At 35.2% G+C, this 25,732-nt stretch carries 18 protein-coding genes and 1 pseudogene; 12 read left to right on the forward strand and 7 right to left on the reverse strand.

Going from position 1 to position 25,732, the window contains the following annotated elements; translation table 11 throughout:
* Window positions 1–154: 154 nt before the first annotated feature.
* Window positions 155–499, reverse strand: a complete 345-nt coding sequence (locus G4Y78_RS04790) for a hypothetical protein (RefSeq protein WP_163831948.1) — start codon at window positions 497–499, stop codon at window positions 155–157.
* Between the two features lie 53 nt (window positions 500–552).
* A complete protein-coding gene (locus G4Y78_RS04795) occupies window positions 553–1,698 on the reverse strand; it encodes an IS4 family transposase (RefSeq protein ID WP_163830996.1) in 1,146 nt (381 codons plus the stop codon).
* Between the two features lie 222 nt (window positions 1,699–1,920).
* Here G4Y78_RS04795 and G4Y78_RS04800 point away from each other — a divergent pair.
* The 5 genes and pseudogenes from G4Y78_RS04800 (at window position 1,921) to G4Y78_RS04820 (ending at window position 8,970) form a co-directional block, all read left to right on the forward strand.
* Window positions 1,921–2,743, forward strand: a pseudogene (locus tag G4Y78_RS04800) (IS5 family transposase).
* A 301-nt stretch (window positions 2,744–3,044) separates the two neighbouring features.
* Window positions 3,045–4,190 carry an IS4 family transposase gene (locus tag G4Y78_RS04805; protein WP_163830996.1) on the forward strand — a complete coding sequence of 382 codons (1,146 nt, stop codon included), beginning with the start codon at window positions 3,045–3,047 and terminating at the stop codon, window positions 4,188–4,190.
* Between the two features lie 289 nt (window positions 4,191–4,479).
* Window positions 4,480–5,025: an Hsp20/alpha crystallin family protein gene (locus G4Y78_RS04810; protein ID WP_163831949.1), complete on the forward strand. Its 546-nt coding sequence runs from the start codon at window positions 4,480–4,482 to the stop codon at window positions 5,023–5,025.
* 155 nt (window positions 5,026–5,180) lie between these two features.
* Entirely contained in the window at window positions 5,181–7,523 is a 2,343-nt protein-coding gene (locus tag G4Y78_RS04815; RefSeq protein ID WP_163831950.1) for a PEP/pyruvate-binding domain-containing protein, read from the forward strand.
* The gene (locus G4Y78_RS04820) at window positions 7,495–8,970 is read left to right on the forward strand and encodes an outer membrane protein assembly factor BamB family protein (protein WP_163831951.1); all 1,476 of its coding nucleotides are present in this window, start codon (window positions 7,495–7,497) and stop codon (window positions 8,968–8,970) included. Before G4Y78_RS04815 ends, G4Y78_RS04820 begins: the two co-directional genes overlap by 29 nt.
* Here the strand turns inward: G4Y78_RS04820 and G4Y78_RS04825 are convergent.
* Window positions 8,944–9,561, reverse strand: a complete 618-nt coding sequence (locus G4Y78_RS04825) for a rhomboid family intramembrane serine protease (RefSeq protein WP_163831952.1) — start codon at window positions 9,559–9,561, stop codon at window positions 8,944–8,946. The genes G4Y78_RS04820 and G4Y78_RS04825 overlap by 27 nt on opposite strands.
* Window positions 9,562–9,731: 170 nt before the next feature.
* Between G4Y78_RS04825 and G4Y78_RS04830 the strand changes: the two genes are divergently transcribed.
* Complete coding sequence (locus G4Y78_RS04830) at window positions 9,732–9,983, forward strand: DUF2442 domain-containing protein (RefSeq protein WP_163831953.1); 252 nt, start codon at window positions 9,732–9,734, stop codon at window positions 9,981–9,983.
* Window positions 9,984–9,993: 10 nt separating this feature from the next.
* On the opposite strand, the gene G4Y78_RS04835 is transcribed toward G4Y78_RS04830, so the two are convergent.
* Window positions 9,994–10,716: a GGDEF domain-containing protein gene (locus G4Y78_RS04835; protein ID WP_163831954.1), complete on the reverse strand. Its 723-nt coding sequence runs from the start codon at window positions 10,714–10,716 to the stop codon at window positions 9,994–9,996.
* A gap of 48 nt (window positions 10,717–10,764) precedes the next feature.
* Complete coding sequence (locus G4Y78_RS04840; protein ID WP_163831955.1) at window positions 10,765–11,193, reverse strand: hypothetical protein; 429 nt, start codon at window positions 11,191–11,193, stop codon at window positions 10,765–10,767.
* Between the two features lie 453 nt (window positions 11,194–11,646).
* On the opposite strand from G4Y78_RS04840, the gene G4Y78_RS30610 reads away from it, so the two are divergent.
* Window positions 11,647–12,921 carry a hypothetical protein gene (locus G4Y78_RS30610; protein ID WP_178124450.1) on the forward strand — a complete coding sequence of 425 codons (1,275 nt, stop codon included), beginning with the start codon at window positions 11,647–11,649 and terminating at the stop codon, window positions 12,919–12,921.
* 114 nt (window positions 12,922–13,035) lie between these two features.
* Window positions 13,036–13,671: an FG-GAP repeat domain-containing protein gene (locus G4Y78_RS04850; protein ID WP_163831956.1), complete on the forward strand. Its 636-nt coding sequence runs from the start codon at window positions 13,036–13,038 to the stop codon at window positions 13,669–13,671.
* 203 nt (window positions 13,672–13,874) lie between these two features.
* On the opposite strand, the gene G4Y78_RS04855 is transcribed toward G4Y78_RS04850, so the two are convergent.
* Window positions 13,875–14,861: a YHYH protein gene (locus G4Y78_RS04855; RefSeq protein WP_163831957.1), complete on the reverse strand. Its 987-nt coding sequence runs from the start codon at window positions 14,859–14,861 to the stop codon at window positions 13,875–13,877.
* A 251-nt stretch (window positions 14,862–15,112) separates the two neighbouring features.
* Here G4Y78_RS04855 and G4Y78_RS04860 point away from each other — a divergent pair, with 251 nt between their 5' ends.
* On the forward strand, window positions 15,113–16,699 hold the full coding sequence (locus tag G4Y78_RS04860) for a multicopper oxidase family protein (protein WP_163831958.1): 1,587 nt from the start codon (window positions 15,113–15,115) through the stop codon (window positions 16,697–16,699).
* Window positions 16,700–17,310: 611 nt separating this feature from the next.
* On the opposite strand, the gene G4Y78_RS04865 is transcribed toward G4Y78_RS04860, so the two are convergent.
* Window positions 17,311–18,879, reverse strand: a complete 1,569-nt coding sequence (locus tag G4Y78_RS04865; protein ID WP_163831959.1) for a multicopper oxidase family protein — start codon at window positions 18,877–18,879, stop codon at window positions 17,311–17,313.
* 478 nt (window positions 18,880–19,357) lie between these two features.
* Here G4Y78_RS04865 and G4Y78_RS04870 point away from each other — a divergent pair, with 478 nt between their 5' ends.
* The 3 genes from G4Y78_RS04870 to G4Y78_RS04880 all read left to right on the forward strand — a co-directional run bounded on the left by G4Y78_RS04870 (window position 19,358) and on the right by G4Y78_RS04880 (window position 25,669).
* Complete coding sequence (locus G4Y78_RS04870) at window positions 19,358–20,878, forward strand: multicopper oxidase domain-containing protein (RefSeq protein ID WP_163831960.1); 1,521 nt, start codon at window positions 19,358–19,360, stop codon at window positions 20,876–20,878.
* 328 nt (window positions 20,879–21,206) lie between these two features.
* The gene (locus G4Y78_RS04875; protein WP_163831961.1) at window positions 21,207–22,574 is read left to right on the forward strand and encodes an efflux RND transporter periplasmic adaptor subunit; all 1,368 of its coding nucleotides are present in this window, start codon (window positions 21,207–21,209) and stop codon (window positions 22,572–22,574) included.
* On the forward strand, window positions 22,571–25,669 hold the full coding sequence (locus G4Y78_RS04880) for an efflux RND transporter permease subunit (protein ID WP_163831962.1): 3,099 nt from the start codon (window positions 22,571–22,573) through the stop codon (window positions 25,667–25,669). The genes G4Y78_RS04875 and G4Y78_RS04880 overlap by 4 nt, the downstream gene beginning before the upstream one ends.
* Window positions 25,670–25,732 lie beyond the last annotated feature (63 nt).

Consider the following 25,732-nt stretch of genomic DNA (forward strand, 5'->3'; position numbering starts at 1 on the left):
CTTAATTTTAATCTTATCCAGGAATTAATGAAATAATTAACTAACAGATACTAAAAAATCGGTAGCAAAGGATACCGTATAGTAATATAAGTGATTCAAGAATCCTTTATTTACAGTACTTATGGCTTTTACCCACATACTGATGGTATTCATTTCATCCGACTTTATAGTAAGTTGGTTTGTATTGTAGGTTAAAATAAAAACTTGTTCCTAAAACAACAAGGTTTACATCGTTTATGTTCTCCCAATCAATATTTACAACAGCGAAGCCGATAATTAAGTCTTTATCATTATAAAATAATGCTAGTGAGTCAATTCCTGACCGTGGTAAGATTTTACGTTTAAAACTGGCAAAGTTGATATTAGTATGCGTTAGCAAGAAAATCTGATGAAGTATTGTTGCATTCTTTTCTATTAGAGAGGGAGTTACTTCTTTTGGGCTGTAGTGTTTATAGTAAGTAACTAATTTCCTTGTGTTCACGCTATGAATTAACCCCATAATATTTATCTCTTTTAGAGATGGTTATACTTGTATCCACTGCTGTCCCACATTTACAGCATCCTCATTTGCTTATGATCATCTGTATTATTCGGTGGTGAGGGTGTAAATAATGCTTTAAGCTCTCTACGCTCAAACAAAGTGAGTTGCATGAGTCGAGCTATTTGAGTGATCGATAGTGTTATTCCATGAGAAAATTTTAGATAAGCGACGAGCAAATAAGCACACATGGCTACCCATATCTGGGTTAACACGGCATTTTTAGAGGTACCGACAAACGATTTTATCTTTAGGTTTTGCTTTATCCACTTAAAAAATAGCTCTATTTTCCAGCGTTCTTTGTAAATAGCTGCAATGGTGCTGGCTGCGAGCTTACTATTATTAGTTAAAAAGTAATATTGGTTGCCAGTCTCTGGGCATTTAAAACCGATACGACGTAAATGACCTTTATAAACAGCCCCTTGTTGGCTAGTCAACTGAATGTGCTGATCAGAAGTGACTGTACTGCTATTGTCGGTAGGCTGGCGCTTTAGTACACGGTATTTGGCTTGCTTTTTTAGTCGGGTTACAAAGAAGATTCCTTGCTCATTTAAAGTATTAAACCAGCGATAATCAGTGTAGCCACGGTCTACAGCAAGAATACTCCCCTTGGGGAGATCAAGGCTGCGTGCTATCTGTATTTCATGACATTTCCCTTCAGTAATACTCATAAATGCAGGCAAGTAGCCATTATGATCAAACCCAACATGTAACTTGATAGCACCTTTACTTTTTCGAAAATCTGCCCAAGGAAACATGGATAAACACAAGTCGATCACTGATGCATCAAGAGAATACAATGGATTTTTAAAACGAAACTTATGCCCTGGCCGATGATGATGACATTTATTTAATAGCTTATAAAACAAGGCTTCATAAAGCGTAGCGGGTTGCTGTTCATTGACACGGGCCAAACTACTTCTGGTGATATTTCCAATACCATGGTGATAGCGTTTATGCTGCTGAATCGATAGGTGATCAATGATGTCACGCAAACTATTGCGACCTGAGAGTTGACCAAATAATAGCGCAACAAACTGCCCCCACCGAGTCATTTTACGTAGCCGTTGACCCGTATGATGCTGATTGGCTAGTGATTCAAACTCATGTCTAGAAAGCAACTGAAGTATTTGGTGCAAGATTGTGTTACGATGAGCCAAGGCTTAAATCCTCTGGTTTTGCAGTGTTTGGTTGCACTCTCATTGTAACAACTTATGGGGACTTAAGCCTTTTTTGTTTCAATCTTATGGGACAGCAGTGACTTGTATCCTATTATGTCAATAACAAAAGGCCGTAAAATTTTATAAATTAGACCTCTTTCGAAACCAGCTAATTAAGTTTTAATAGCTTATAATCCCTAGATTTTTAAGCAATAAGACTGTATGAACTGTGAACGATTACTGCGTTTAAGCGACGATCAGTTTCGTCGCTCAACGGGGGTTAAGCGCACTACATTTGACAAAATGAAAGCTATTTTAAGCCAAGCGCAGAAGATCAAAAAATCGAAAGGAGGTAGGCCCAATAAGTTGAGTATTGAACAACAGTTGATCATGAGCCTGATGTATTGGAGAGAGTATCGCACCTATATGCATTGTTCTCTAAGTTTTGGTATTAGTGAGAGTAGTGCTTATAAAACAATAAAGTGGGTTGAAGACACACTCATCAAAGAGGGAAGTTTCTCGTTACCGGGAAAAAAAGCCCTCTATGCCAGCGATGACCCAATAGAAGTGATCTTGGTGGATGCGACTGAAACACCGATAGAAAGGCCTAAAAAAAGCAGAAAAAATACTACTCGGGAAAGAAAAAAAGGCATACCTTAAAAAGCCAAGTGGTGGTTGATCAGCAGAGCCAACGGGTTATTTGTACATATTTTTGTGAAGGTAAGCGGCATGATTTTAAGCTGTACCAGTCATCGAAAGTGAAGCCTTTGAAGGAGACGGAGATGAAGGTCGACTCAGGCTATCAAGGGGTTCTACATGATCATGCGAAGACTTCGTTGCCGATAAAAAAAGAAAAGGCCAAGAGCTTACCTCTGAGGCCAAATCAGTGAATCAAAAGCGGGCTTCAGAACGGGCGTTGAATGAGCATGTTATTGGGAGATTGAAGCGATTCAAAGTTATTTCGTGCCGTTATCGCAACCGGCGAAAACGATTTTCTTTACGATTTAATTTGATTGCTGGAATTCACAACTTTGAGCTGGGTTAAGAGGTTTCGAAAGAGGTCTATTATTTATTTGAAGTTGACTGTTCTGGAGCAAATGACGTAAGCAAATAAAAAGTGAGTACCAATTAACAGGGCGAAATGATTAGGGCCTGTTAACACTATGTGGATCACAACAGTGATATTCAAATAGTGTCAGGTCCAAAGTGAAACTGCGTGATATGCAATTTACATTGTATATATAATCACTGCTGTCCCATAAGATTGAAACAAAAAAGGCTTAAGTCCCCATAAGTTGTTACAATGAGAGTGCAACCAAACACTGCAAAACCAGAGGATTTAAGCCTTGGCTCATCGTAACACAATCTTGCACCAAATACTTCAGTTGCTTTCTAGACATGAGTTTGAATCACTAGCCAATCAGCATCATACGGGTCAACGGCTACGTAAAATGACTCGGTGGGGGCAGTTTGTTGCGCTATTATTTGGTCAACTCTCAGGTCGCAATAGTTTGCGTGACATCATTGATCACCTATCGATTCAGCAGCATAAACGCTATCACCATGGTATTGGAAATATCACCAGAAGTAGTTTGGCCCGTGTCAATGAACAGCAACCCGCTACGCTTTATGAAGCCTTGTTTTATAAGCTATTAAATAAATGTCATCATCATCGGCCAGGGCATAAGTTTCGTTTTAAAAATCCATTGTATTCTCTTGATGCATCAGTGATCGACTTGTGTTTATCCATGTTTCCTTGGGCAGATTTTCGAAAAAGTAAAGGTGCTATCAAGTTACATGTTGGGTTTGATCATAATGGCTACTTGCCTGCATTTATGAGTATTACTGAAGGGAAATGTCATGAAATACAGATAGCACGCAGCCTTGATCTCCCCAAGGGGAGTATTCTTGCTGTAGACCGTGGCTACACTGATTATCGCTGGTTTAATACTTTAAATGAGCAAGGAATCTTCTTTGTAACCCGACTAAAAAAGCAAGCCAAATACCGTGTACTAAAGCGCCAGCCTACCGACAATAGCAGTACAGTCACTTCTGATCAGCACATTCAGTTGACTAGCCAACAAGGGGCTGTTTATAAAGGTCATTTACGTCGTATCGGTTTTAAATGCCCAGAGACTGGCAACCAATATTACTTTTTAACTAATAATAGTAAGCTCGCAGCCAGCACCATTGCAGCTATTTACAAAGAACGCTGGAAAATAGAGCTATTTTTTAAGTGGATAAAGCAAAACCTAAAGATAAAATCGTTTGTCGGTACCTCTAAAAATGCCGTGTTAACCCAGATATGGGTAGCCATGTGTGCTTATTTGCTCGTCGCTTATCTAAAATTTTCTCATGGAATAACACTATCGATCACTCAAATAGCTCGACTCATGCAACTCACTTTGTTTGAGCGTAGAGAGCTTAAAGCATTATTTACACCCTCACCACCGAATAATACAGATGATCATAAGCAAATGAGGATGCTGTAAATGTGGGACAGCAGTGATATATAATAGTTGCACTCATAACTATAAGTATAAAAAAATGTAACTAATTATTTATGATAGAAAGCTTTCGGAAAGCTAATCTCTTTTTATTTTTGGTATTTTTTTTATATTATAGGTATATAATCCTTTCTTATGCTATAAATAGATGTGTTTGTCTGTTGTATATATATACAATAATTTACATGTATATTAAAGTAATATATATGTTGTATTAAAAAATAGTATACATTGATTTAAATCAATTCAACTATTGATAAAAGGAAACTATGTTATGAACGTAAAGGACTTAATCCCCTGGAATTGGCTTAAAAATGAAGAAGAACATGAAGGTAAAAAATTAGGTGTTAGCGGGACTTATGACCCGATGGCAAACCCACTAATTCAGTTTCATAAAGAAGTTGATCGGTTGTTTGACAGTATGTTTAAAGGAGTCGGCTTTCCAAATTTTTCAGAGGAATGGTCTAGAATTCCAAATAACATGTTTAAACCTAATGTTGATATTAGTGCTAAAGATAAAGAGTATATAATTAGCGTAGAAGTGCCAGGAGTAGAAGAAAATGATATTAAGCTTGAAATGAGAGATAATACGCTCATTATTAGTGGTGAAAAAAAACATGAAAAAGAAGAAAAAGATGAGCACCTTTATCGAGTTGAGCGCAGTTATGGGAAATTTCAACGGATGCTTACAATACCAGAAGATGCAAATGCTGAAGAGATTAATGCATCATTTAAAAATGGTGTTCTATGTATAACATTTCCTCGAAAAGAGCTTCCAGCTAGCAAAGCTAAAAAAATAGAAATTAAAAAAGCAAGTTGAGCAATCTATCGAAAATATCTATCTAATAAGATAGGGCTATGGGCGTCTATTAAAAACATTAGTGATCCATAGTCCTGACTTGTTTTTACTTATTTTAATGCCTTTGAGTGGGCACACTTATCTTATTTTAGTATGTCTATAATCAAGGAGTGATTGTGACATTATTATATTTCAATGATATTAAACAAAATAATAAAGATATTGGTGGTAAGGCTTTTAACTTAGCCTACTTATATCAAAGAAAGTTTCCTGTACCAGAAGGTATTATATTAACATCGTTGCCAATGCAACAAGATGAGTGGAATGAAATATTCGACTGGTGGAATAATATTAGATATCAACCGCTTGCTATTAGAAGTTCTGCAAGTGATGAGGATGATGGACAATTAAGCTTTGCAGGGCAAAATACTAGTTATTTGAATGTGCGAGATAATCAGTCATTACAAGTAGCAATAACTAAATGCTTTGATTCAATAAATAAATATTCTTCTAAAGTTTATCGTGAGCATTTTTTAGGAAAAGCAAGCAGTGGAAATATGAATGTTCTTGTGCAGAAAATGGTTAAGCCTAAGTTTTCTGGAGTTTACTTTTCCACTGACCCAAGAGGGAAAAATACTGGTGATTTAATTGAATTTATAGAAGGTTATGGAGAGGACCTAGTGTCAGGAAAGAAAACTCCATATAGGGTTTATGATGGTTCTCAACAGGATAATCACCCTCACTGGAAAAGCACATTTACTGATAATATTCAGAAAATGGGTAAAAAAGTAAAAAAATTACTTAATGTTGAAGTTGATATGGAGTGGGCCATTAATGAGCAAGATGAGTTAAAGCTATTGCAAGCAAGACCAATTACAGCAGCATATACTTACTCTACACATTTGAAAATAGTTGAAGAAGAATTGCAAAGGCTTCATCAACAATATAATCAAAAAACAACCTGGGACGGACAAACATTTGCTGAATGGACAGGTATACAAAGCTATTTAACCTATACACTGTGGCAAAAAGCTTTTTCACCACATAATGCATTTGGCGATGCATTGAAAAAACTAGGTTATTTAAGTTTTGTTGAAAGTGAGTTTTCTCCTCATGAGTCTATTTTGGATAGGGTTTTTGGTAGAGCTTATATAAACCTAAATAAAATGTTTCCGCTGTATTTTGGGCCTATTCCATACTCAATAGATTTAAAACCTAGACCCCACTTAAAATTTAATATTAGAGAATTAACTGCACAAACTTTGATAAGAACACCTGTTGCAATTTACAATATGGTAAAAGTTGGGTGGAATTTGAGTAGTAGACGAAGATATTGGCAAGATCAATGTTTAAGAGAGTTAGCAAAATTTAAGCATAAGATGGATAGGCCCATTGATCCAAGTATGTATGAAAGCTGGGATGATATAAAACTACTTAAGAGATTTGCTAAAGAGTGCCATGTTTTCACTAAGAATAGTTTATTATGGCCATTTATCTTAATTATTTTAACAGAATCTACATTACATTCACTTGAGACCATTCTTACCAATATGGAGGGAGAGCAAAAAGCAAAAAAAACTTTAAAACGATGGATGGCTGTTGGTTTAAAAACAGTTAGTTATGAAATGAATAGGTATTTTAAAAGAGCATGTGAAGATCCTAGTAAGCAACCTTTTTTCATGGCTAGGTATGGCCATCGAGGTGCAGGTGAGCTTGATTTATCAAACCCTAGGTGGATTGAGTTAGGCCCAAACGCTTTTATTAACTTAAAAAAAACAAGCTTAACAAGTGAACAGAGTAGTCATACTTCTGATAAAGTAGAAGAAGAGATAAATGGATTAAAGACATTTAAAAAGTCAATAATTTTGCAAGAGTGGCGACTTTTGAAGTCTATGCTTGAGCTGAGGGAATCATGGAAAATGGAAATTTTGAAACCTTTTGCTCATATTAGATATATTGCTCAAGAAATTGGTAAGCGTAGTAAATTATTTGATAATATTTACTTGCTAGATATTAATGAAATTGTAAATAATGAAGCTATTATAACTGCTGATATTTCTAATGAAATTAAAGAAAAAATAAAATTAAGAAAGCAGCAAGGATTAGTATTTAAGCGCTACTCACTGCCTATGATTGTTAGTTTAAATAAACTTGATGAGCTTATTGCTGGAAATCAATCAGAAGATATTGATAGTCTAAATGGTGAACCAATTTCTCCTGGTTTGGTTTATGGCACTGTTAAAATAGTAAATGATATTAGCCAATGTGATTTAGAATCTTTACCTGAAGACACTATTATTGTAGCTGAATCTACAGACCCTGGATGGACGCCATTATTTACAAGATCTGTTGGAATTATTGTTGAAAAAGGAGGTATTCTATCTCATTCTGCCATTGTTGCTAGAGAAATGGGAATACCAGCAATTAGTGGTATTAGAAACTGCATTAATCGTCTTAGAGATGGACAAAAAATTTGTTTAGATGGAAATAATGGACATATTAGTTATGAGTTACATTAGCGATGGTGTAGAATACATTCCTCTTATTGTACCTACAGTACTTATTCCTTTTACAATGTTAAGTGTTGCACTAAGTGTGGTTGCTGCATTTATTGCTGGTTTGTTCGGAATAAAATTAAAAACGGAAGGCCCTAAACAATTGCTTGAACTGTTGTTAAAGCCAAAAGTACTATTTATGGCTTTAGTTGTTAATATATTGGTTTATGGAGGATATAAAAGTTATCAATATGTTAATAATTTGCCATCATTTGAGTGGGTTATTAATAATCAACATCAAGCAGTTTCACAGACTCAAAGCAATTATGCCAATGTACTTCATAGACCTAATAAGGCATTAGAATCGAAACTGTTACCTAAAACGTTTAACACTATAAAACAACAATGGAAAGTTAAAATACCTATGGGGGCCTTTAGAGCAGGCGCTGTCAGTGGTAATTCACTGTTTCTTGGAGCTGATGATGGTTATATCCATGAATTATCAGTTGAAAATGGTTTAACGTTAAGAAAATTTTTTATTGGTACAATAGTAACACCTTCGCCAATAGTTTTTGATGGTTATTTATTTGCAGGTGAAGGTACACACGATACCCATCATGCACGTATTTATAAGATTAATTTAGCATCTGGTAAACATGAAGCACACTATACGACAAAAGGTCATACTGAGGGACAGCCCGTAATTGGTGAGTTTCAAGGAAAAACATTGTTATTTGCTGTTGCTGGAAGTGATGGGATACATGCAATTGATCCTTATACAATGCAACAAGTATGGCACCAAACTCCTGGGCATATGGATGCGGCCGTCAGAATTGATAATGGTATTGTTTATGTGGGTACTGGTAGAGAAAAAGGAGACAGTCAAAAGCACCGTTCTTATGCAATCGCTTACGATTTTATGACAGGAAAAGAAGTATGGAAACATGAGATGCCAGCATCAAGCTGGATGGAACCAGCAATAACTAACCAGCATGCTTGTTTTATTATGGGAGAGATTTATTTTAAAACAAAACTGGGCGGGGTAAACTGTTATGATAAAGTAACAGGTGAGCCTCAATACAGTATCTTGAATAAAGAGCCTGTTATTGGCATTCCTTTTGTGCTGAATAACGACATAATATTCAGTGATCTTTCTGGAAATGTATGTCGAGTTGATACCAATAAAAGAACTAAAAAGTGGTGCTTTGACTCTCAAGTAACTGGGAAACATATGACTTCTGTTTCATATGATTCTGATACAAATATTCTGGCCTATACAACAGCTAACAAAGGTATCATGTTTTTAAACCCGACAACAGGTAAGCTGCTTTATCATTATTTGCCTACAGAGGAGCAGGGCAAGTGGGAAAAGACTTATGCTAGTGCTGTTACTATTGCATCAAACTGGATTACAGTTGACATAGAAGGTAATATACGAAAATTGTCACTTGAATATGAGAATACTCTTTAACACTGGCTGTGAAGATAAGATTGAACTAATAATGCCTATTGTGTAACCGATTAGGTGAGGATCAATCAAAGTATATTTATACGGAAATAAACTAATTATATTAGTTTGATTGAGTAAGAGAAGACAGAAAAAAAATACACAAATGAACCATTTTTTTACGGTTAACAAGTAAAATGCCAGCATGCCAAAAATAGCTACAGATGCGCCAGATAAAATAACGGGTTTTTCTGATAAATTGAGCTCATAAAAAATTGCTATAATTATCAGTGAAGATAAATGTATTATAAAAAATAGTAAAAGTGAGTTAATTTTCCCAAGCTTTCTCTCACATAAAGGTGAAACAATAAGCAGCATTACTAAGTTAGATATCAGATGCTCTGTAGAAGAATGAAAAAAAATGGATAGTAAGAAAGGTAAACCAAAGGATTCTGTCCATTCCATAGGGTTAAATGTTAATAACTTCAGCCACTGTGATTGAGTAGTTGTGCCAAACAACGTACTTTTTTCTAGGATACTCCAAAAAAATAAGTTAAAGGCAAGCATTGATACTGTCATGATAAAAGTAATTGAGGAGAAGGCTGCTTTGTACACGTGATTTCCCTATCGCTATGATCGTATTAGATGTGCCTTTAACTCATTATAAGTTATTTGGTGAGTTTATAGTCTTTCATATTAAAGTAATACTGGCGACCAATGGTTGGTAACCACTATACTTAAAGAGTCCATGCTTTCTATGTGTTATCTATATAAGAGGTTGTAGCATGGCTTCTCATCAAAAAAATCTTGCGAAAATTCAAGATATTACAATGACCTTCGATCATATAGATATCTATTTGGTTGATGGCACTCATATCTATGCACCTTTAGATTGGTTTCCCCATCTTCCTAATGAAAATAGAAAAGATAGAGCTAACTGGGAGGCTATGCGCTGGTGGGTGTGGCAGCATTTGGCTCACTTAAGACATAAAAAATCAATTTGTAGGCACTTAATAGTTACTAAAAATAACCTATAAGATGACAAGATTAAGTTGTGCTAACAATCACTTTGTTTCTACCTGAGTTTTTTGCTTGATATAGTGCAGTGTCTGCACGTCGATATAGTGAATCACAGTTTTCATCTTTATGTAGTGAAGCAACTCCTAATGAAATGGTTCGAGTGATAACAGCCTGATTAGCAATAGGAATGCATACTTGGCTTACTGTTTCTCTAATTCGTTCAGCTGTTTGAATAGCATGCTCTTTTGAGCAAAAAGGTAGCAATACAGCAAACTCTTCACCACCAACTCGTGCTATTACCTCGCTACTTCTCAGGTTATTTTGTGCTGCATCAGATATAGCGATTAATACTTTATCACCAACCGGATGACCATATAAGTCATTCACTTGTTTAAAATAGTCAATATCATAAATAATTAAAGAAAGAGGAATTTGATGCCGTTTAGAGGACGCGACCTCTTCAGCTAACCTATTTTGAAAATAGCGTAAATTATACAGCCCTGTTAAATGATCTTTAATGGCTAATTCATCTGATAAACCTTCATTGTGTCCGACATACCAGCCAAAACAACTAAACGTAATAGTCGTCCCTATCAACATATAAAGGTAAACACCAGCATAGTTGGCTAATTCTTCCCAAATTGCAAATTCTTGAAAATAACGAATTAATAACCATCCTAAAGGAGCGCCTAAAGCAAATACTGCACCTTGAGATGCTCGAATCAGACGTTTACTTAGTTTCTTAGTCATGGCATGAAAGTGCCAAAATAAATTAAAGCTATAGGACAGTCTCCGTAGTTATAATAAATCCCTTTTAGAATCACAGAAGATAACCACTTCTTCTATGACTCCTTCACAGTAAGCATCATCTTTTAGAATTTTACTACAGTATTGTTTTTTCCATTTTGCAGCATTTATGAAGTCAGTTTCAGATGGAATATCATGACAAAATGTAGCTTCATATTTTGCAACGACTAAACATTCACTTAAAAAAAATCTATTATGTAAAGTACATTTTATCTCTTTGCAGTTGCTCATCATTTCATCGACTTTATTTAGACAGTCAGATGAGTTTGAATTCGTTGCGAACGTGTTTGCTTCATTAATGACCTGTTGGGTATCTGCTATAAACTGTTCGCCGTAATTACTCCAGAAGTAATAGCCTATGCCTATTAGACAAATAGTTATTAAAAGTAAAATACCTATAATGATTGCTACTACTTTCATATTACTACTCTAAAACGACATTACCGTTATTTTATAAATCTAGCATTAAAAATATCTTTTGGTAATTAGTGGTTTAAATTCAAAAACCTAATATAGGAATGGCTATAAAAATATTTTTTGAAATATAGAGCTGAGTTGGAAAATTACTGATTTTAACTATTTTGTACTCTTGTTCATAAATTGTATTTTGGAATTTAGTTGGTGTTAGTATATTTGTTGCGTATATATATTGGGGTTTATGTTGTTTGTAAATTAATGTAAATTTTTTTGCTTGATCTGACTTGTTATCTATAAATTTTATTTATTGAAAATAATTTTTTTAGTGGTTGTGCTTGCTGATTGAGTAGTAAAATTTTAAACAACATTACTGGTGATTATTCTTTCTATTTTCTTTCTTGTATACTCATGGTTGTTGGGGTAATGGAATAACCTTGCTTATAAGGAATAAATGAAATGAAGCAGATAAATAATAGCTCAAAGCAAGCTATATTTTTTATTGCTGCATTATGCAGTGGGCAAGTAATGTCACTACCTGTTGAGGTTAAAAATAATATAATCACTATCTCACCAAATGTATTATTATTAAACGGCCCCAAAAGTAAGGAAGGAGTTTATAAACTTATAGTTACTGAAAGTGATTCTACTATATCATTTTCGAGTTTAATAAAGACATTTAATGTTGTTATGAGCAAAGAGAAAGATAGCTATGAACTAAAGTGTACTTCATATTCAATAAGTAATGTTAAAAATGCTTGTGTCGCAACTATCAGCGATAAAGGGTTATATTATCTAAAAATTGAAAAAAATAATGATTCTACTTTACTTGTGAATACAGTAAATGAATATAAAAAAAATATGTTTAGTAGTTTTAGTAATACTGGTTTTTGCTATAAAGAAGCAGTGCAAAGTAATACTGATATATCTGACTTGAAAGGGAGATTTAATCGTTATAATTGGTTGCAAACTATTCAATCAGTTTATCAAAAACGCTGGAAAAGTGGTGTTGTACTAGTAAAAGCTCAGGCTAATGATCCTTATTTTTCTCAGTTTGTTAATAAGAATAGCTTTAATAAAATGGCTGAATCATTGATGGTAGCTATTCATGAAGAAACACACATGTATGATCTTGATTCAAACCGGACAGATTGGGAGCAAAAACTAACGGCATTTGTGAATCAATATTGGCAACCCAAAGTACCAATTCATGGGGGATTTCCGCGTAACGAAATTATTCCTTTATTAGAAAGCAACGTTACCAAACCATGGGATGATATTTATTTACGAGATAGTACTCAAGGAAGTTATCTAATGCAAGGTGTGTTAAGTGAGCTCAATGCAGGGTTGACTGGCCTAATTGGAGTAGCAGTTGTAGGAGAATATGTGGATGGCTATGAAGCAAGTAATGCGATGGATAGTGCAGCAGCTTATATGTATCATTTACAACTTTATTTAAGACAAGCTAAAAAAGCACATGTTTCTTACTATAATCAGCTAAAATCAGAGAAATTATTTAAAGACTTTATTCTAATTCAATGGCTTCGCTTGCATTATTATATTGATATAGCAAAAGAGTTCACTAAACTAGGTACTGATTATCAAGAAATTCTTGAATTATTATATAGGCCAAATAATGTAAAAGCCATAGAAGAAGTTACTGGACATTCTATACTACTAACAGGTAATAAACACTGTCTGCCTGATGATGAACCATTTGAACCACCATTTTAGAAGTATATTTGCAATTTAATAATGAGTTTTAATATATTGGTTGATAAAGCTATATATTATTTTTCAAGCTCAAAAATTTCTGCTACTTTGCTGGGTGTTTGAGTGTCATTGTGAATGAAGTTTTTGTGTAGTAATAAAATAAATCGTAGAAATATATTCAATAAATTAATTGTAAGGGATTACATCATGAAAAATACTGTAACAAAATCATTTGCTTTACTTTTATCGACATGTATATGTGGTATTGTATCTGCGGAAAATACCACGTTGAACGATCAGTATACAGTTGACCAATCTTCATATATAAATCCTGATCAGCCTGGTGATCCAAAAGATAAGAAAAGGAAGCCAAAAAGACCTCCACCTTTACCTCGCCAAGCATTTGTAGATATTAATGGTGATGGAAGTTTAGATAAAGTGGCTTGGGGCTCTCCCAGACATTCTAAATCTGTTACTTTTCTAGGTTATGGTGATGGTACTTTTAGTAAAAAAGCGATCTTTCATGGTGATAAGCATCTACCTAAAAAAGCACCTAAAATTCTTAACTTTGCTGATGTAACTAATGATGGGCGTGCTGATAAAATAGTGACTGTAATGCCACCAATGAAGAAACCCCGGCCAAGACCTGATGATCATGGTGCAACTGCAGATCCAAAGCCCAATCCAAAACATCCACCTAAAACTTTGGTTTATTTAGGTATGGCAGATGGTAGTTTTTCTAAAAAGCCAGTTGGTGTTGCAAGTGAATAGTTAATTGTTAGGTTAATAGAAAAGGATATTTAGAATTTTAAACTAAAAGCCCTAGCATGGATTTTTTGCTAGGGCCTGTTCAAATAGTGTTAACAGGTTCTAGGGCTTATTTATATAAAAGAGAAGTCAGTGATGCTTTCATTTAAGAAAAAGTGTATAAATTTTTGGTTGGTAATTTAAGAGTATCAATCTAAGTTAACCATTTATTCAATAGAAAATGAATATTTTGCTTTTGCACCTTTCAAGCATGGTGGGGTATTAGGAACTGAATCATTTGAGGCGTGATAATGATAAATACCAAAAGGGTAATCAAATGTCGGGCCAAAATGTCCATTACACTGATCAAGTTTCATTTGTGTCATGCCAGGTAAATCTTTGTTGGCATAAATGGGGTAGCCATCCATAGCATAGCCGATAAGGGCATATAATTTTTGTGTAACATTTATACACAATACATCATTGATTTCATGCTTCTTTAGTACTTGGTTTATTGTTTCAGGCTGCATATGAAAGTGATAATAACCAGAGGGATCTACATGCCCACCACATGGATCAATGGCTGGAACATTACCCGCAACCCCAGTTCCTCCATCTGGTAATGGTGGACCGTTTACAACTGAAGGGGCTGGTCCTTCTATAGGTATGCCATTTAGTGTAAACCCCACCATATCAAACACAGTATTATTTGGTGAAGGCTTTACTAAATTAATGGGAAAGGCAGGAATAATATAAGTAATGATTAAACTATCATCACGTTCTGCTTCGAAACAATAATTGAATTTACTATCAGTATTTTTAGGTGGACTTATTCTGATATTACCCTCATCATCTACAATATTAAAACCATCGTTTTCCATTGCCTCAAAAAAGGCTCGTTTAAGGGCTTGAAATCCAGGATTGGTCAAGCCGTCGTATATATATAGCCCACCAACTTCATCAATAGTTAGTGGGCAGTAAGGGCCATCTGTTATAGGGTTACTGTTAAAAATTAGTTTGTAGCAAATACGGGAGATGTCATTTTCAAGATCACACTCTACTATACTGATATCAATAAGGTTATGGCTAAATATACCTTCAATGGCTTTTGGTTGATCAGTATAGACTTTATTTTTGCCATATAAATTATCAAGGCTTTTTGCATAAAAAGAAATATGAAATAAAGCCAATGTAAGTAAAGTTCTTCTTATCATTTTTTTGTTTTAGCTTGTTAGTAGTTAAGTTTTTATAGTTTTTGTGTGGGTTGAGCAATGAGTTTTACAAATCTTACATTGTAATTTTAGTGAAATATATTTGTATTAAATCAAAAGTTTTAAATTGGTTCTACTGCTATAAAATGTAAAAGTTATGTAAAAAAGGATTACTGACTATTTAAAATATACTAAAAAAGAAAGGTTAATAATATAGCGTGCCAATAGTAAAGTGTGATAGTGGAAGCATAGCAATGGATCGTAGGAATTTTTTAAAATATAGTGCAACTCTCTCATCTGGCTTAGCATTGAGTACTGCCGGTTTTTCTGCATTAGGTATTTCGAATTCAATGGAAGGACTTACTAATCAACAAAAAAAAGTCATTGCTGATTATAACTTTCTTTATATTCCACCATTATTATATAACCCTTATGCAAAGCGTTATCGTATGCCAACGCTTTATATACAAGACACCTTGCATGAGTTTTATCCGGGTAAACAATCCTATGCGACAGGCTTGTCTACCTTACAGCATCATTGTTCCTATTTAGGCCCTACTATTAAAGTCAAACAGGGAGATGTTGTAGATTTCTCTGTCGTTAATTTACGGTCAGAGCCTGTAACCAACCACTGGCATGGGTTGCATATACCTGGGCGGTTAGATGGTGGACCACACCAGATGATTCAGCCAGGAGAAACCTGGAATATCACCATGCCGATCAGGCAAGAAGCAGCAACTTGTTGGTACCATGATCATACTTGTGGAAAAACCGCCGAGCATGTTTATTTTGGTCATGCAGGGTTATTTATGATTGAAGATGAATACAGCAATTTATTAGGCCTACCAAATTACTATGGAGAGAATGAGATACCTTTAGTTGTACAAGATAAGCTATTTAATTCTGGAGGGGATCAAATTTATGATGTAAGAGGAGGACCAATTTTTTTAGGTGATGATATGATTGTCAATGGTACAATAAAGCCATTTTTAGCTTTATCACCTGGCCTTGTTCGTTTCAAAATACTTAATGGGTCAAATGATAGACACTATGAATTTTATTTCAAAGATGGACGTAGTTTTAGTGTAATTGGTAGTGATCAGGGTTTATTAAATAGCCCTATTGAATTAAATAAAATCACTCTCTACTCAGGTGAACGTGTTGAAATAGTAGTTGACTTCACAAAGGATAGTGGAGGTATTGTTGACTTAATGGCTAAGACAATCGTAGTAGATACTGGGGGGGGCGATATATATGTAGAAATTCTAAAGCTAGCTATAACTTCTTACAAAGCACTACCGGCTATTTTACCTGAGAAACTTAGAAATAATCCTATTGATTGGGACAAAGAAGTTAAAAATGCTCCTGAAGTAACGCGATCATTCAAATTGAGTAGTAATGAAACACTTACTGAAATGTATATCAATGATAGGGCTTTTGATATGCAGTTTATTAATGAGTATGTACCAAAGGGGAAAAAAGAGGTATGGGAGTTTCAATCGTTAACTGGAGGACATCCATTGCATATTCATGGATGCTCTTTTTTAATTCTTGAAGTAGTTGATGAACCGCCTCCCTTGGAGTTTAAAGGTTGGAAAGATACAGTGGTATTACCAATTCCGGAACCAGGTACTCCTATAGGTAAACTATATACTTGTAAAGTATTGGTCGAGTTTAATCATGACACCTATAGATCGCCAAATATATTGAGCCAAGATGATGAGGATATTAAAGGTTTAAAGTATCATATTCCATATATGTATCATTGCCATCTATTAGAGCATGAAGATAAAGGTATGATGGGGCAATTTATTGTATATGATGAGGAGGTTAGTGATTAGGCTAGAAAACTTAAGATACTCATGGACATCCTTAAAAATCAGGCTGCATATTATGAGTAGTGGTGCTCATAAGTAGTGAACTCAAAATTAATATTAGATCTTGATTTCTTTAGTTTAGATCAGTCGATATCATGAGATAAACGAGATAGACCTGCTGATTAGCTTAAAAAAGATTGAATAGTCAAACCTTAGATACTGATGGGCAGGTTTCATTTTTTAGCTGAATTCTGTGTAGTCAAATACACCATTTTGTGACTTATTTTTCAGAATGAAATATTTGACTCTTAATTATTTTACAAATTAGATTAATAATACATAGCTTTGCTGATGTATTTATAGAATATAGCGGTGCTAGTTAGTATCAGGAAAAATCATAATTCCATCTACATAGTCAATCAGGATACCATTAATTTCTCTATTATTGAGTCCTGAAAATACAGATAGCCAAAACTTTGCTCTTTCATTTCTAGTAGCTTTTGATACTCTTGTATGTTAGCATTTTTTTGCTTATTCAATTGAATCTACTGAGGAAGTTATTCATGAATGAGTAGTTACCTGAAATAGGTTGCACTTCCTTTCAATTTTTAAAGGTGTATTTAATATAAGCTTAATCATGGTTGATATACTATAAATTGGCCCATCATACCTTTGTCTTCATGCTCAAGAACATGACAGTGGTACATATACGGCATATGGCAGTTTATATCTGAATGACTTCCTATATTTCCCATACATTCTTTTCGGTAAGTATCATGGTGAAATATTACTAATACTTTGCATGTATGATATTCACCAGTATTAATTTCACCAACACGTTTTGGTAATGAAACTGTATCTTTCCATCCTTTCAGTGTATTTTCTGGCTCTTCTCCATATAATTCAATAATCAAAAATGAGCAGCCATGAATATGGAAGTTATGTCCACCAGTCAAAGATTTGATTTCCCAGATTTCAGGTATGCCCATACTTACTTTTTCATTAATAAAATTCATATTAAACTCTTGATTATTAATGCTCATTTTTGATATTTCATCATCAATTGTAAGTTCAAATGATCTAGATACTGCTGATATCTTATTAGTAATTTTATCCCTTTGTATTTTACTCGCTCTTAAGCTTTTAGTTAACATTATTTCTTTTGTTTTATGAGAGCTTACAACTAATTTTGCAATACTCACTGTAATATAATTTGGATCAAAGGGATCTTCAGGTAGTGTAATTGCCATCATTTCTAATGTATCATTTCTAAATTTAGTGAAATCAACTATTATTTCTACTCGTTCACCAGGAAGTAATAGAATTTTTTCGACTAATTCAGGATGGTTTAAAAAACCACCATCAGAAGCAATAACATAAAATTTAGTATTATTTAAGAATAGGTTGTAAGGTCTCGCATTCGATGCATTTAGGATTCTGAATCTTACAAACCCTGGCATTACATATATAAATGGATTAGCAACTCCATTTATACAAAATTTATTACCTACAAATACTCGATTCCTTTCAAACTCATAAACCTGTTGTCCAGTTTCATTAAAAAGCTTATCTTGAATAATTAATGGTATATCATTTACTCCATAGATATCTGGCAAACCTAGAGAACTGCTATTATTATCTTCAATAATAAACATTCCTGCATGGCCAAAATACACTTGTTTGCCTGTCTTATGATGAGTATGGTCATGATACCAACAAGTTGCTGCTTCTTGTCTGATCGGCATGGTGATATTCCAGGTTTCTCCTGGCTGAATCATTTGATGAGGGCCGCCATCTAAACGGCCAGGTATATGCAGCCCATGCCAGTGGTTGGTTACAGGCTCTGAGCGTAAATTAACGACAGAAAAATCTACAATATCTCCCTGTTTGACTTTAATGGTAGGGCCTAAATAGGAGCAATGGTGTTGTAAGGTAGACAAGCCTGTCGCATAGGATTGTTTACCTGGATAAAACTCATGCAAGGTATCTTGTATATAAAGTGTTGGCATGCGATAACGCTTTGCATAAGGGTTATATAATAATGGCGGAATATGTAGGTGGTTATGATCAGCAATGGTTTTTTTTTGTTGGTAAGTAAGCCCCTCTAATGGTCTAGATTTACCAACTGCAGATATTCCTGCTGAAGCCAATGCTGTTCCCGATGAAAATATAGCTCCATATTTGATAAAATTTCTACGATCCATGTAATAGTCTCTCATTATTTTAATAGAAATGTAAATTTATATGTGCTTATAAGTTTTATTTGTGGTGTAAGTTAGGCTGTAATATGTTTCTAATACAAAAAGCTAGAGGAAAATTGTTAAGCAATTTTTATTAAATAATTTGTTATGTTAACTAATGTGCAAACAAGCGGTCCGTTGCTTGGCAATCTTGTAATTTAATATGGGTTTTTATAAAGTTAGTCAATATAGTTTACATTTATTTACATGTTAGTATGAATGTTGACAATTTATACTTTTGATAGTTTTAGCAATAGCTTGATTGTTATGCAATGTTTTAATAAAGTGGTTATTATCTATGATTTATTACAGTTGCCGTTTTCAATTTCTTGACTATTCAAATCCTGGTTTTTGTATGTTTTTATGATGTTTTAATGATGAGTATTAACATGGTAAAGTTAAGCCTTGATTATAACGAAAAGTTTTGTTTAAAGGGAAGAAAATGGATAGAAGGCAGTTTTTGACAGTTACTGCAGGGTTAGGAGTATTAGGTACTGTCTACTCTTTTTCCAAATCTAGTGAGGCTGAATATGAAATCACTAAAAGTGATAACTTACTTTTTATTCCGCCTCTTTTATATGAACCATTAGCAGATTTTTATCAGCTTCCATCAATAACCGTCAAGGATAGCACCTATAGCTTTTTTCCAGAAAAATCATCATCTTCTATAGGCTTATCTACCAATCAGCATGAATTGAATTACTTAGGGCCTACTATAAAGGTAAAGCGTGGTGATGTAGTTGGGGTGACTATCAATAACCAAACCAATATGACTACTATGAACCATTGGCATGGTTTGCAAATACCAAGCTATGCTGATGGCAGTCCACATTTGTTAATACCGCCAAAAGAAAGCTGGAATACTACACTACATATTCAACAAGAAGCAGCAACCTGTTGGTATCATCCTCTAAACTATGATATTGGTGATCAGCAATTATATTTAGGTTATGCAGGGTTATTTATTATTGAAGATGATAATATTCAGTCACTAAATATACCCACTACTTATGGGCTAGATGATATTCCATTGATTGTTCAAGATAAAGTTTTTGATAACAATGGCCAGCAAATTTACACTAAACAATCAACTAACTTGTTAGATGAATATACTGTTATTGTTAATGGGACAATAAATCCTTATTTATCCATTGCTCCAGGTTGGGTGCGTTTCCGTTTGCTTAATGCGTCAAATACACGGGTTTTTGATTTTTCATTCTCTGAGCAAGCCACCTTTTATAAAGTTGCATCTGATGGGGGGATGTTGAATAGCCCAGTCGCGATGACAAGCTTAACCCTTGCTTCTGGTGAGCGCAGTGAAATTATGATTTTCTTAAAAGAGGGAAATAAAAATATTGCTCTACTTGCTACTGATAAATTATTTTCAGATATTTCTTTCCTTGCACTAAAAATAACCGTTGAGGATGTTGCATGTACGGAAACTGTGCTTCCAAGTCGATTGAGACCTAATAGTTTGAACGTTAATTACAATTTGGTTAATACATTACCTGTAACTAAACAAATTAAATTTGGATCTGATGTTTCAAAAAATGATAGTTTAGCTGCTAATACTATTTATCAATTTAATGAAATTGAAAGTACACTCTTGAGAGAAGAAGACGAAATATGGATGCTTGAGCTGACGGGTAACTATTCTATTCATATTTATGGTGCATCATTTCTTATTATTAGTATTGATGATCAGCCACTTGTTACCAGTGATATTGGTTGGCAGGATACATTATTTATTGGCAAGCCACTAAAAACTGAAAATAAAATACAAAAAATAAAGCTACTAATAAAATTTAATTATGTGAGTTATCGCCAAGGTGTCAATCGGTTTCAGGCTAAAACAAATCCAACAAGTTTGAAGTTTCATGTTCCTTATCTATATTACTGTCGTTGTTTGGATCAAAATGGCATCAGCAAAATAGGGCAGTTTTCTGTTTCTGATAAAGTGTGATATTTTGATTAATTATCCATAACTTACTTTAAATAAGTGTAAATATTACGTAAATCCGATTGAACCTGTCTTATTTTAGCCAGCATAATCTTTTACTTGTGAGGTTTGGTAAAGCTTCTTGAGTCCCTTGACCCGTTTGCTATTAGGCTGCGTTTTTAGTGAACGGGTAATTTTTCATTCGTATTCTGCCCAATACTTTTTAACCCTGCTTCTAATTCTTGGTGTAACTTTTATGACTATCTATTAGGGACTCTTGATAGTATTGGCTATATTACTTTGCAGGTGCTTTTATCCATTGAAATTGGAATGAGTAGATTGGAGTGTGTGAATGTTAACCAATTGGTTGAAAAGTAAGTTGAGCTTACCTCTTATTGCTATTGCTGGGTTGATCTTGGCTGTCTCTTTTATAAAACAAAAGCCAGAGATGGCTCGTGTTGAGCAGGCTAAAGTATCTCGCAAAGTATGGTATATCGATGTACAAGAGATGCCAGTTAAAGCAAGAGCCATTGGTTATGGCACAGTCCAGCCAGAAACGACACTTGCAGCTAATGCTCAAGTGGCAGGTAAAGTTGTCTATGTGCATCCTGGCTTGAAGAAAGGCGGCAGTATTGATAAGGGAGTAAAAGTACTTCAGATTGATACAACTGACTATGAGCTGGGAATTAGTCAAGCACAAGCTAACTTGGCAGTCTATCAAGCAAACTTAAAGGAGTTGGATATTGAAGAGAAAAATACCAAAACCTTGCTTGAAATTGCTAAACGTAATTATGAAATAGGCAAAAGTGAGCTTGAGCGTAAAAACCAGCTGCGTAAACAGCAATCTGTTTCCCAGTCAGTAGTTGATGCCGAAGAGCAAAAAGTACTTGCCCTGCAAGAGCAATTTCAAAGCTTACAAAACACCTTATCTACTTCACCCAGCCGTAGAGCAGTAATTGAAGCGCAAATTGCACAGGCCAGCGCACAACTGAAAGAACAGCAAAAAAACCTCGAACGCACGACTATAACCATGCCATTTAGAGGACGAATTGGTGAAGTTCATGTTGACTTGGATGAGTATGTGAATGTAGGAACCAAACTTTTTGATGCAAGTAGTATTGGCAGAGTAGAAATCCATGCGCAATTACCCATGAAGCATGCTAGGCCCTTAGTACTTGGGGTTGACCGCTCTTTACTTACTCAACAACCGCCATCTCCACAGAGAATATTGGAGGCACTTGGCCTTGATGTCACTGTAAGACTGGTAGGCACTTTAAAGAAAGCAAGCTGGAAGGCAAAAGCAGTACGTTTAGGGGAAGAAATTGACCAAACAAGTCGTACAGTATCTTTTATCGTGGCTGTTGATAGTAGCTATCAAAAAGGTATTCCGGGGGAACGACCACCCTTATTAAAAGGGATGTACACAGAAGTTGAGTTTCAGTCATCAGCAAAACAGCGAATAGTAGTACCCCGTCAAGCTATTCACCAAGGTAAAGCGTATATCGCAAGTCAAAACAACACTTTACAGATAAAGCCTGTGAAAATTGAATTTTACCAGGGTGAATTGATTGCCATTGCTGAAGGGGTAAAGCCAGGTGACCGACTGGTAACAAGTGATGTAATTCCGGCTGTAGAAGGTATGCAGCTAGATTTAGCACATAATGAAAAGCTCCAAGAGGCCATGAAGTTATTGGCAAGTGGTAAAGGAGACTTTAAATGATACGCTATTTTGCGAGCCATCCTACTGCAGCTAATGTATTAATGCTGGTATTTCTGTTGCTGGGGATAGTAGCGATACCTAGCATGAAAAAAGAGACCTTCCCAGTTATTGAGAAATATCAGGTTGAGGTATCGGTGGCTTACCCAGGTGCTAGTGCAAGTGATGTTGAAGAAGGGATCTGCCAGCCATTAGAAGATGCGACAGATGGTATCAACTATATAGAAGAAAAAAGTTGTGAGGCAAAAAACAGCACCGGGGTAATGACTTTAAAAATGCAGGAGCAAGGAGATATGCTCCAGTTTATTGATGATATAAACCGAGCTGTCGATGGTATTGATAGTTTTCCCGATGATGTAGAAGACCCGATTGTTCAAGAATTAAATTTGACCAGTCAGGTAATCAGTATCGCAATCAGTGCCAATGCATCCAGCACAGAGCTTAAATATCTTGCTGAATATTATAAAAATAAGCTATTGCAACAACCGAATATCCCCATTGTGGATATTCAAGGGTTTTCGGACAGGCTATTAAAAGTAGAGGTTGAAGACTATAACTTACAAAAATATGGACTGAGTGTTGACAGTTTAGCCAATATCATTAAATCACAAGCGCTCGACTTACCCACTGGTGAATTAGAAACGCAGTATGGTAGCCACCAGATAAAATTTGTTGACTTACGGAGAACGCCTGAACAGTTAGAAGAATTGATCATTATATCCGGTGAACAAGGCGGTGAAGTTAGACTAGGTGATATAGCTACTGTAACCGATACTTTTGAAACGAAGGAAGATAAAATTATTTTTAATGGCAACCCTGCAGCCATTCTAAAAATCAGTAAAAATAAAGCTGATGACAGCCTTAAAATATTTGATGCAGTCACTCGGTTTGTAGCGGAAGAAAATGCCAGGTTGCCTGAAGGTGTTAAGCTATACCTTACTGAAGACTCTACCTCTATTGTAAAAGATCGACTGCAGTTACTCTTAACTAATAGCTGGCAAGGCATTATCTTAGTTATATTGGCATTATTTTTATTTTTTAGTGCACGTTATACCTTTTGGGTCGCGATGGGACTGCCGGTTTCATTTATGGCCAGTTTTTTGGTGATTTCTGCATTTGGTGTTTCGATTAATATGATTTCAATGGTAGGTATGTTAATTGCTATTGGAATATTAATGGATGATGCGATTGTTATCTCTGAAAGTATTGCTACAGAGTATAAAAAAGGTTTATCGCCACTAGATGCAGCAGTAGCAGGTGTTAAGCGAGTTGCTAGAGGTATTTTATCATCGTTTGTAACGACCATTCTTATTTTTGGGGGCTTGTTATTTTTAAAAGGGGATATTGGGCAGGTCCTAAAGGTATTACCGATTGTGTTAATCTCGGTGTTAACCGTTAGCTTGATTGAAGCTTTTTTAATTTTACCTCACCACTTAAAGCAGTCGTTAGAAAAACAACAGGCAAATAATGGTCAATCCCCTCGCTGGCGGCAGACATTTGCTGATACATTTGAAAAGTTTCGTGAGAAAGTGGGGCGTTTAGCTGATTTATCGGTTAAGTTTCGATATGCCTTTGTTGGACTAACGTTTGCTGCACTGTTTTTAACTATCAGCCTGATACCTGCTGGTGTGGTTAAATTTAAAGGTTTTCCAGATATTGATGGTGACATTGTTCAAGCCCTTATTTTATTACCACAAGGGACACCGCTTGAAAAAACTGAAGAAGTAGTGAAGCAGGTAGTAACAGGACTAAAAGCAACAGATATTGAATTAAGTGCTAATGAAAAGGATGCATTAGTCCGCAATATTAGAGTCGATTTTAATAAAAACTCAGAAGCTTATGAGTCGGGTACTCATATTGCTACAGTGAGTGTTGACTTGTTATCTGCAGAAACACGTAATACGACTATTACAACCTTTGCTCGTACTTGGCGTGAAAAAGTAGGGGATATACCTGATATTATTTCATTACAGTACAAGGAGCCTTCTCGCGGGCCGGCAGGTCGGCCAATAAAAATTCGTCTTCAGGCTGATAGCCTGGAAGAATTGTCTGCAGCTTCGAATGCATTACAAAACTGGTTACGTGGATACCCTGGAGTCGTTGATGTTGCCGATGACTTAAGGCCTGGAAAGCCTGAATTTTCGGTTAATCTACAGGAGGGAGTGCTGGGAATAGGGATTAATGCACAAGACTTATCACAACAGTTGAGGGCTGCTTATCAAGGTGTAAAGGTAGATGAAGTTCAATATGAGAATGAAACCTATGAAATAAAGGTTATGCTTGCTGATGAGTCAAAAAACACCTTAACGGACTTTGACTATATGACAATTATTCATCCACAAACTAAACAAGCAATACCTTTAGCTGCTATCGCTAATATTGATCAAACCCGTTCTTATGCAAGAATAAACAGGCTGAATAATATACGCACAGTAACAGTATATGGAGAAATAGAGTCAGATGTTGCTAATGCAGCAGAAATAATTATGGATACTCAGCGAAATTTCTTTCCTGAATTAGCTAAGCAATATCCTGAAGTAAAACTACTTATTGAAGGTGAGAGTAAAAATAATAAAACAACAGGAAACTCATTTGTTAAAGCTTTCCTTGTGGGTATTGCCGGCATCTTCTTTTTGTTGAGTTTGCAGTTTAGAAACTATATAGAACCGATCATTGTGCTAGTCGCTATACCACTTTCGTTAATAGGGGTTATTTGGGGGCATTATCTTTTAGGATTGGACCTGAGTATGCCGAGTGTTATGGGGTTTGTATCTCTAGCAGGCATTGTTATTAATAATTCTATCTTGTTAGTTGAGTTTGTTAAGCTACGGGTAAGGGAAGGAATGAGTGTTCATGATGCCGCAAGTCAAGCAACACGGGATCGCTTCAGGGCAATCTTTCTCACTTCTTTAACAACAGTGATGGGAATGCTGCCATTATTATTTGAAACCAGTTTTCAGGCAAAAATATTAATACCCTTGGTTGCCAGTATCACTTTTGGTCTTATAGCTTCGACCATCTTGGTATTGATTGTTTTACCTGCATTGTACTCAATCCTTGAAGATTTCGGAGTAACTCGAATAGAGGCGGTGGAATAGTAAATAAAGCGGGTGGCCCTATTAAAGGGCCTTAGAGAAGAGAATATTTTAACTCCTGTCACT

This window comes from Spartinivicinus ruber (genome assembly GCF_011009015.1).
GTDB classification, from domain to species: domain Bacteria; phylum Pseudomonadota; class Gammaproteobacteria; order Pseudomonadales; family Zooshikellaceae; genus Spartinivicinus; species Spartinivicinus ruber.

What these genes read in the sequence shown, in the direction of transcription:
- G4Y78_RS04850 (WP_163831956.1), top strand. Translation starts at nt 13,036, where the DNA reads ATGAAGTTTTTGTGTAGTAATAAAATAAATCGTAGAAATATATTCAAT.
- G4Y78_RS04880 (WP_163831962.1), top strand. Translation starts at nt 22,571, where the DNA reads ATGATACGCTATTTTGCGAGCCATCCTACTGCAGCTAATGTATTAATG.
- G4Y78_RS04820 (WP_163831951.1), top strand. Translation starts at nt 7,495, where the DNA reads ATGGACATATTAGTTATGAGTTACATTAGCGATGGTGTAGAATACATT.
- G4Y78_RS04860 (WP_163831958.1), top strand. Translation starts at nt 15,113, where the DNA reads ATGGATCGTAGGAATTTTTTAAAATATAGTGCAACTCTCTCATCTGGC.
- G4Y78_RS04835 (WP_163831954.1), bottom strand. Translation starts at nt 10,716, where the DNA reads ATGACTAAGAAACTAAGTAAACGTCTGATTCGAGCATCTCAAGGTGCA.
- G4Y78_RS30610 (WP_178124450.1), top strand. Translation starts at nt 11,647, where the DNA reads ATGAAGCAGATAAATAATAGCTCAAAGCAAGCTATATTTTTTATTGCT.
- G4Y78_RS04810 (WP_163831949.1), top strand. Translation starts at nt 4,480, where the DNA reads ATGAACGTAAAGGACTTAATCCCCTGGAATTGGCTTAAAAATGAAGAA.
- G4Y78_RS04875 (WP_163831961.1), top strand. Translation starts at nt 21,207, where the DNA reads ATGTTAACCAATTGGTTGAAAAGTAAGTTGAGCTTACCTCTTATTGCT.
- G4Y78_RS04790 (WP_163831948.1), bottom strand. Translation starts at nt 499, where the DNA reads ATGGGGTTAATTCATAGCGTGAACACAAGGAAATTAGTTACTTACTAT.
- G4Y78_RS04830 (WP_163831953.1), top strand. Translation starts at nt 9,732, where the DNA reads ATGGCTTCTCATCAAAAAAATCTTGCGAAAATTCAAGATATTACAATG.
- G4Y78_RS04855 (WP_163831957.1), bottom strand. Translation starts at nt 14,861, where the DNA reads ATGATAAGAAGAACTTTACTTACATTGGCTTTATTTCATATTTCTTTT.
- G4Y78_RS04870 (WP_163831960.1), top strand. Translation starts at nt 19,358, where the DNA reads ATGGATAGAAGGCAGTTTTTGACAGTTACTGCAGGGTTAGGAGTATTA.
- G4Y78_RS04840 (WP_163831955.1), bottom strand. Translation starts at nt 11,193, where the DNA reads ATGAAAGTAGTAGCAATCATTATAGGTATTTTACTTTTAATAACTATT.
- G4Y78_RS04865 (WP_163831959.1), bottom strand. Translation starts at nt 18,879, where the DNA reads ATGGATCGTAGAAATTTTATCAAATATGGAGCTATATTTTCATCGGGA.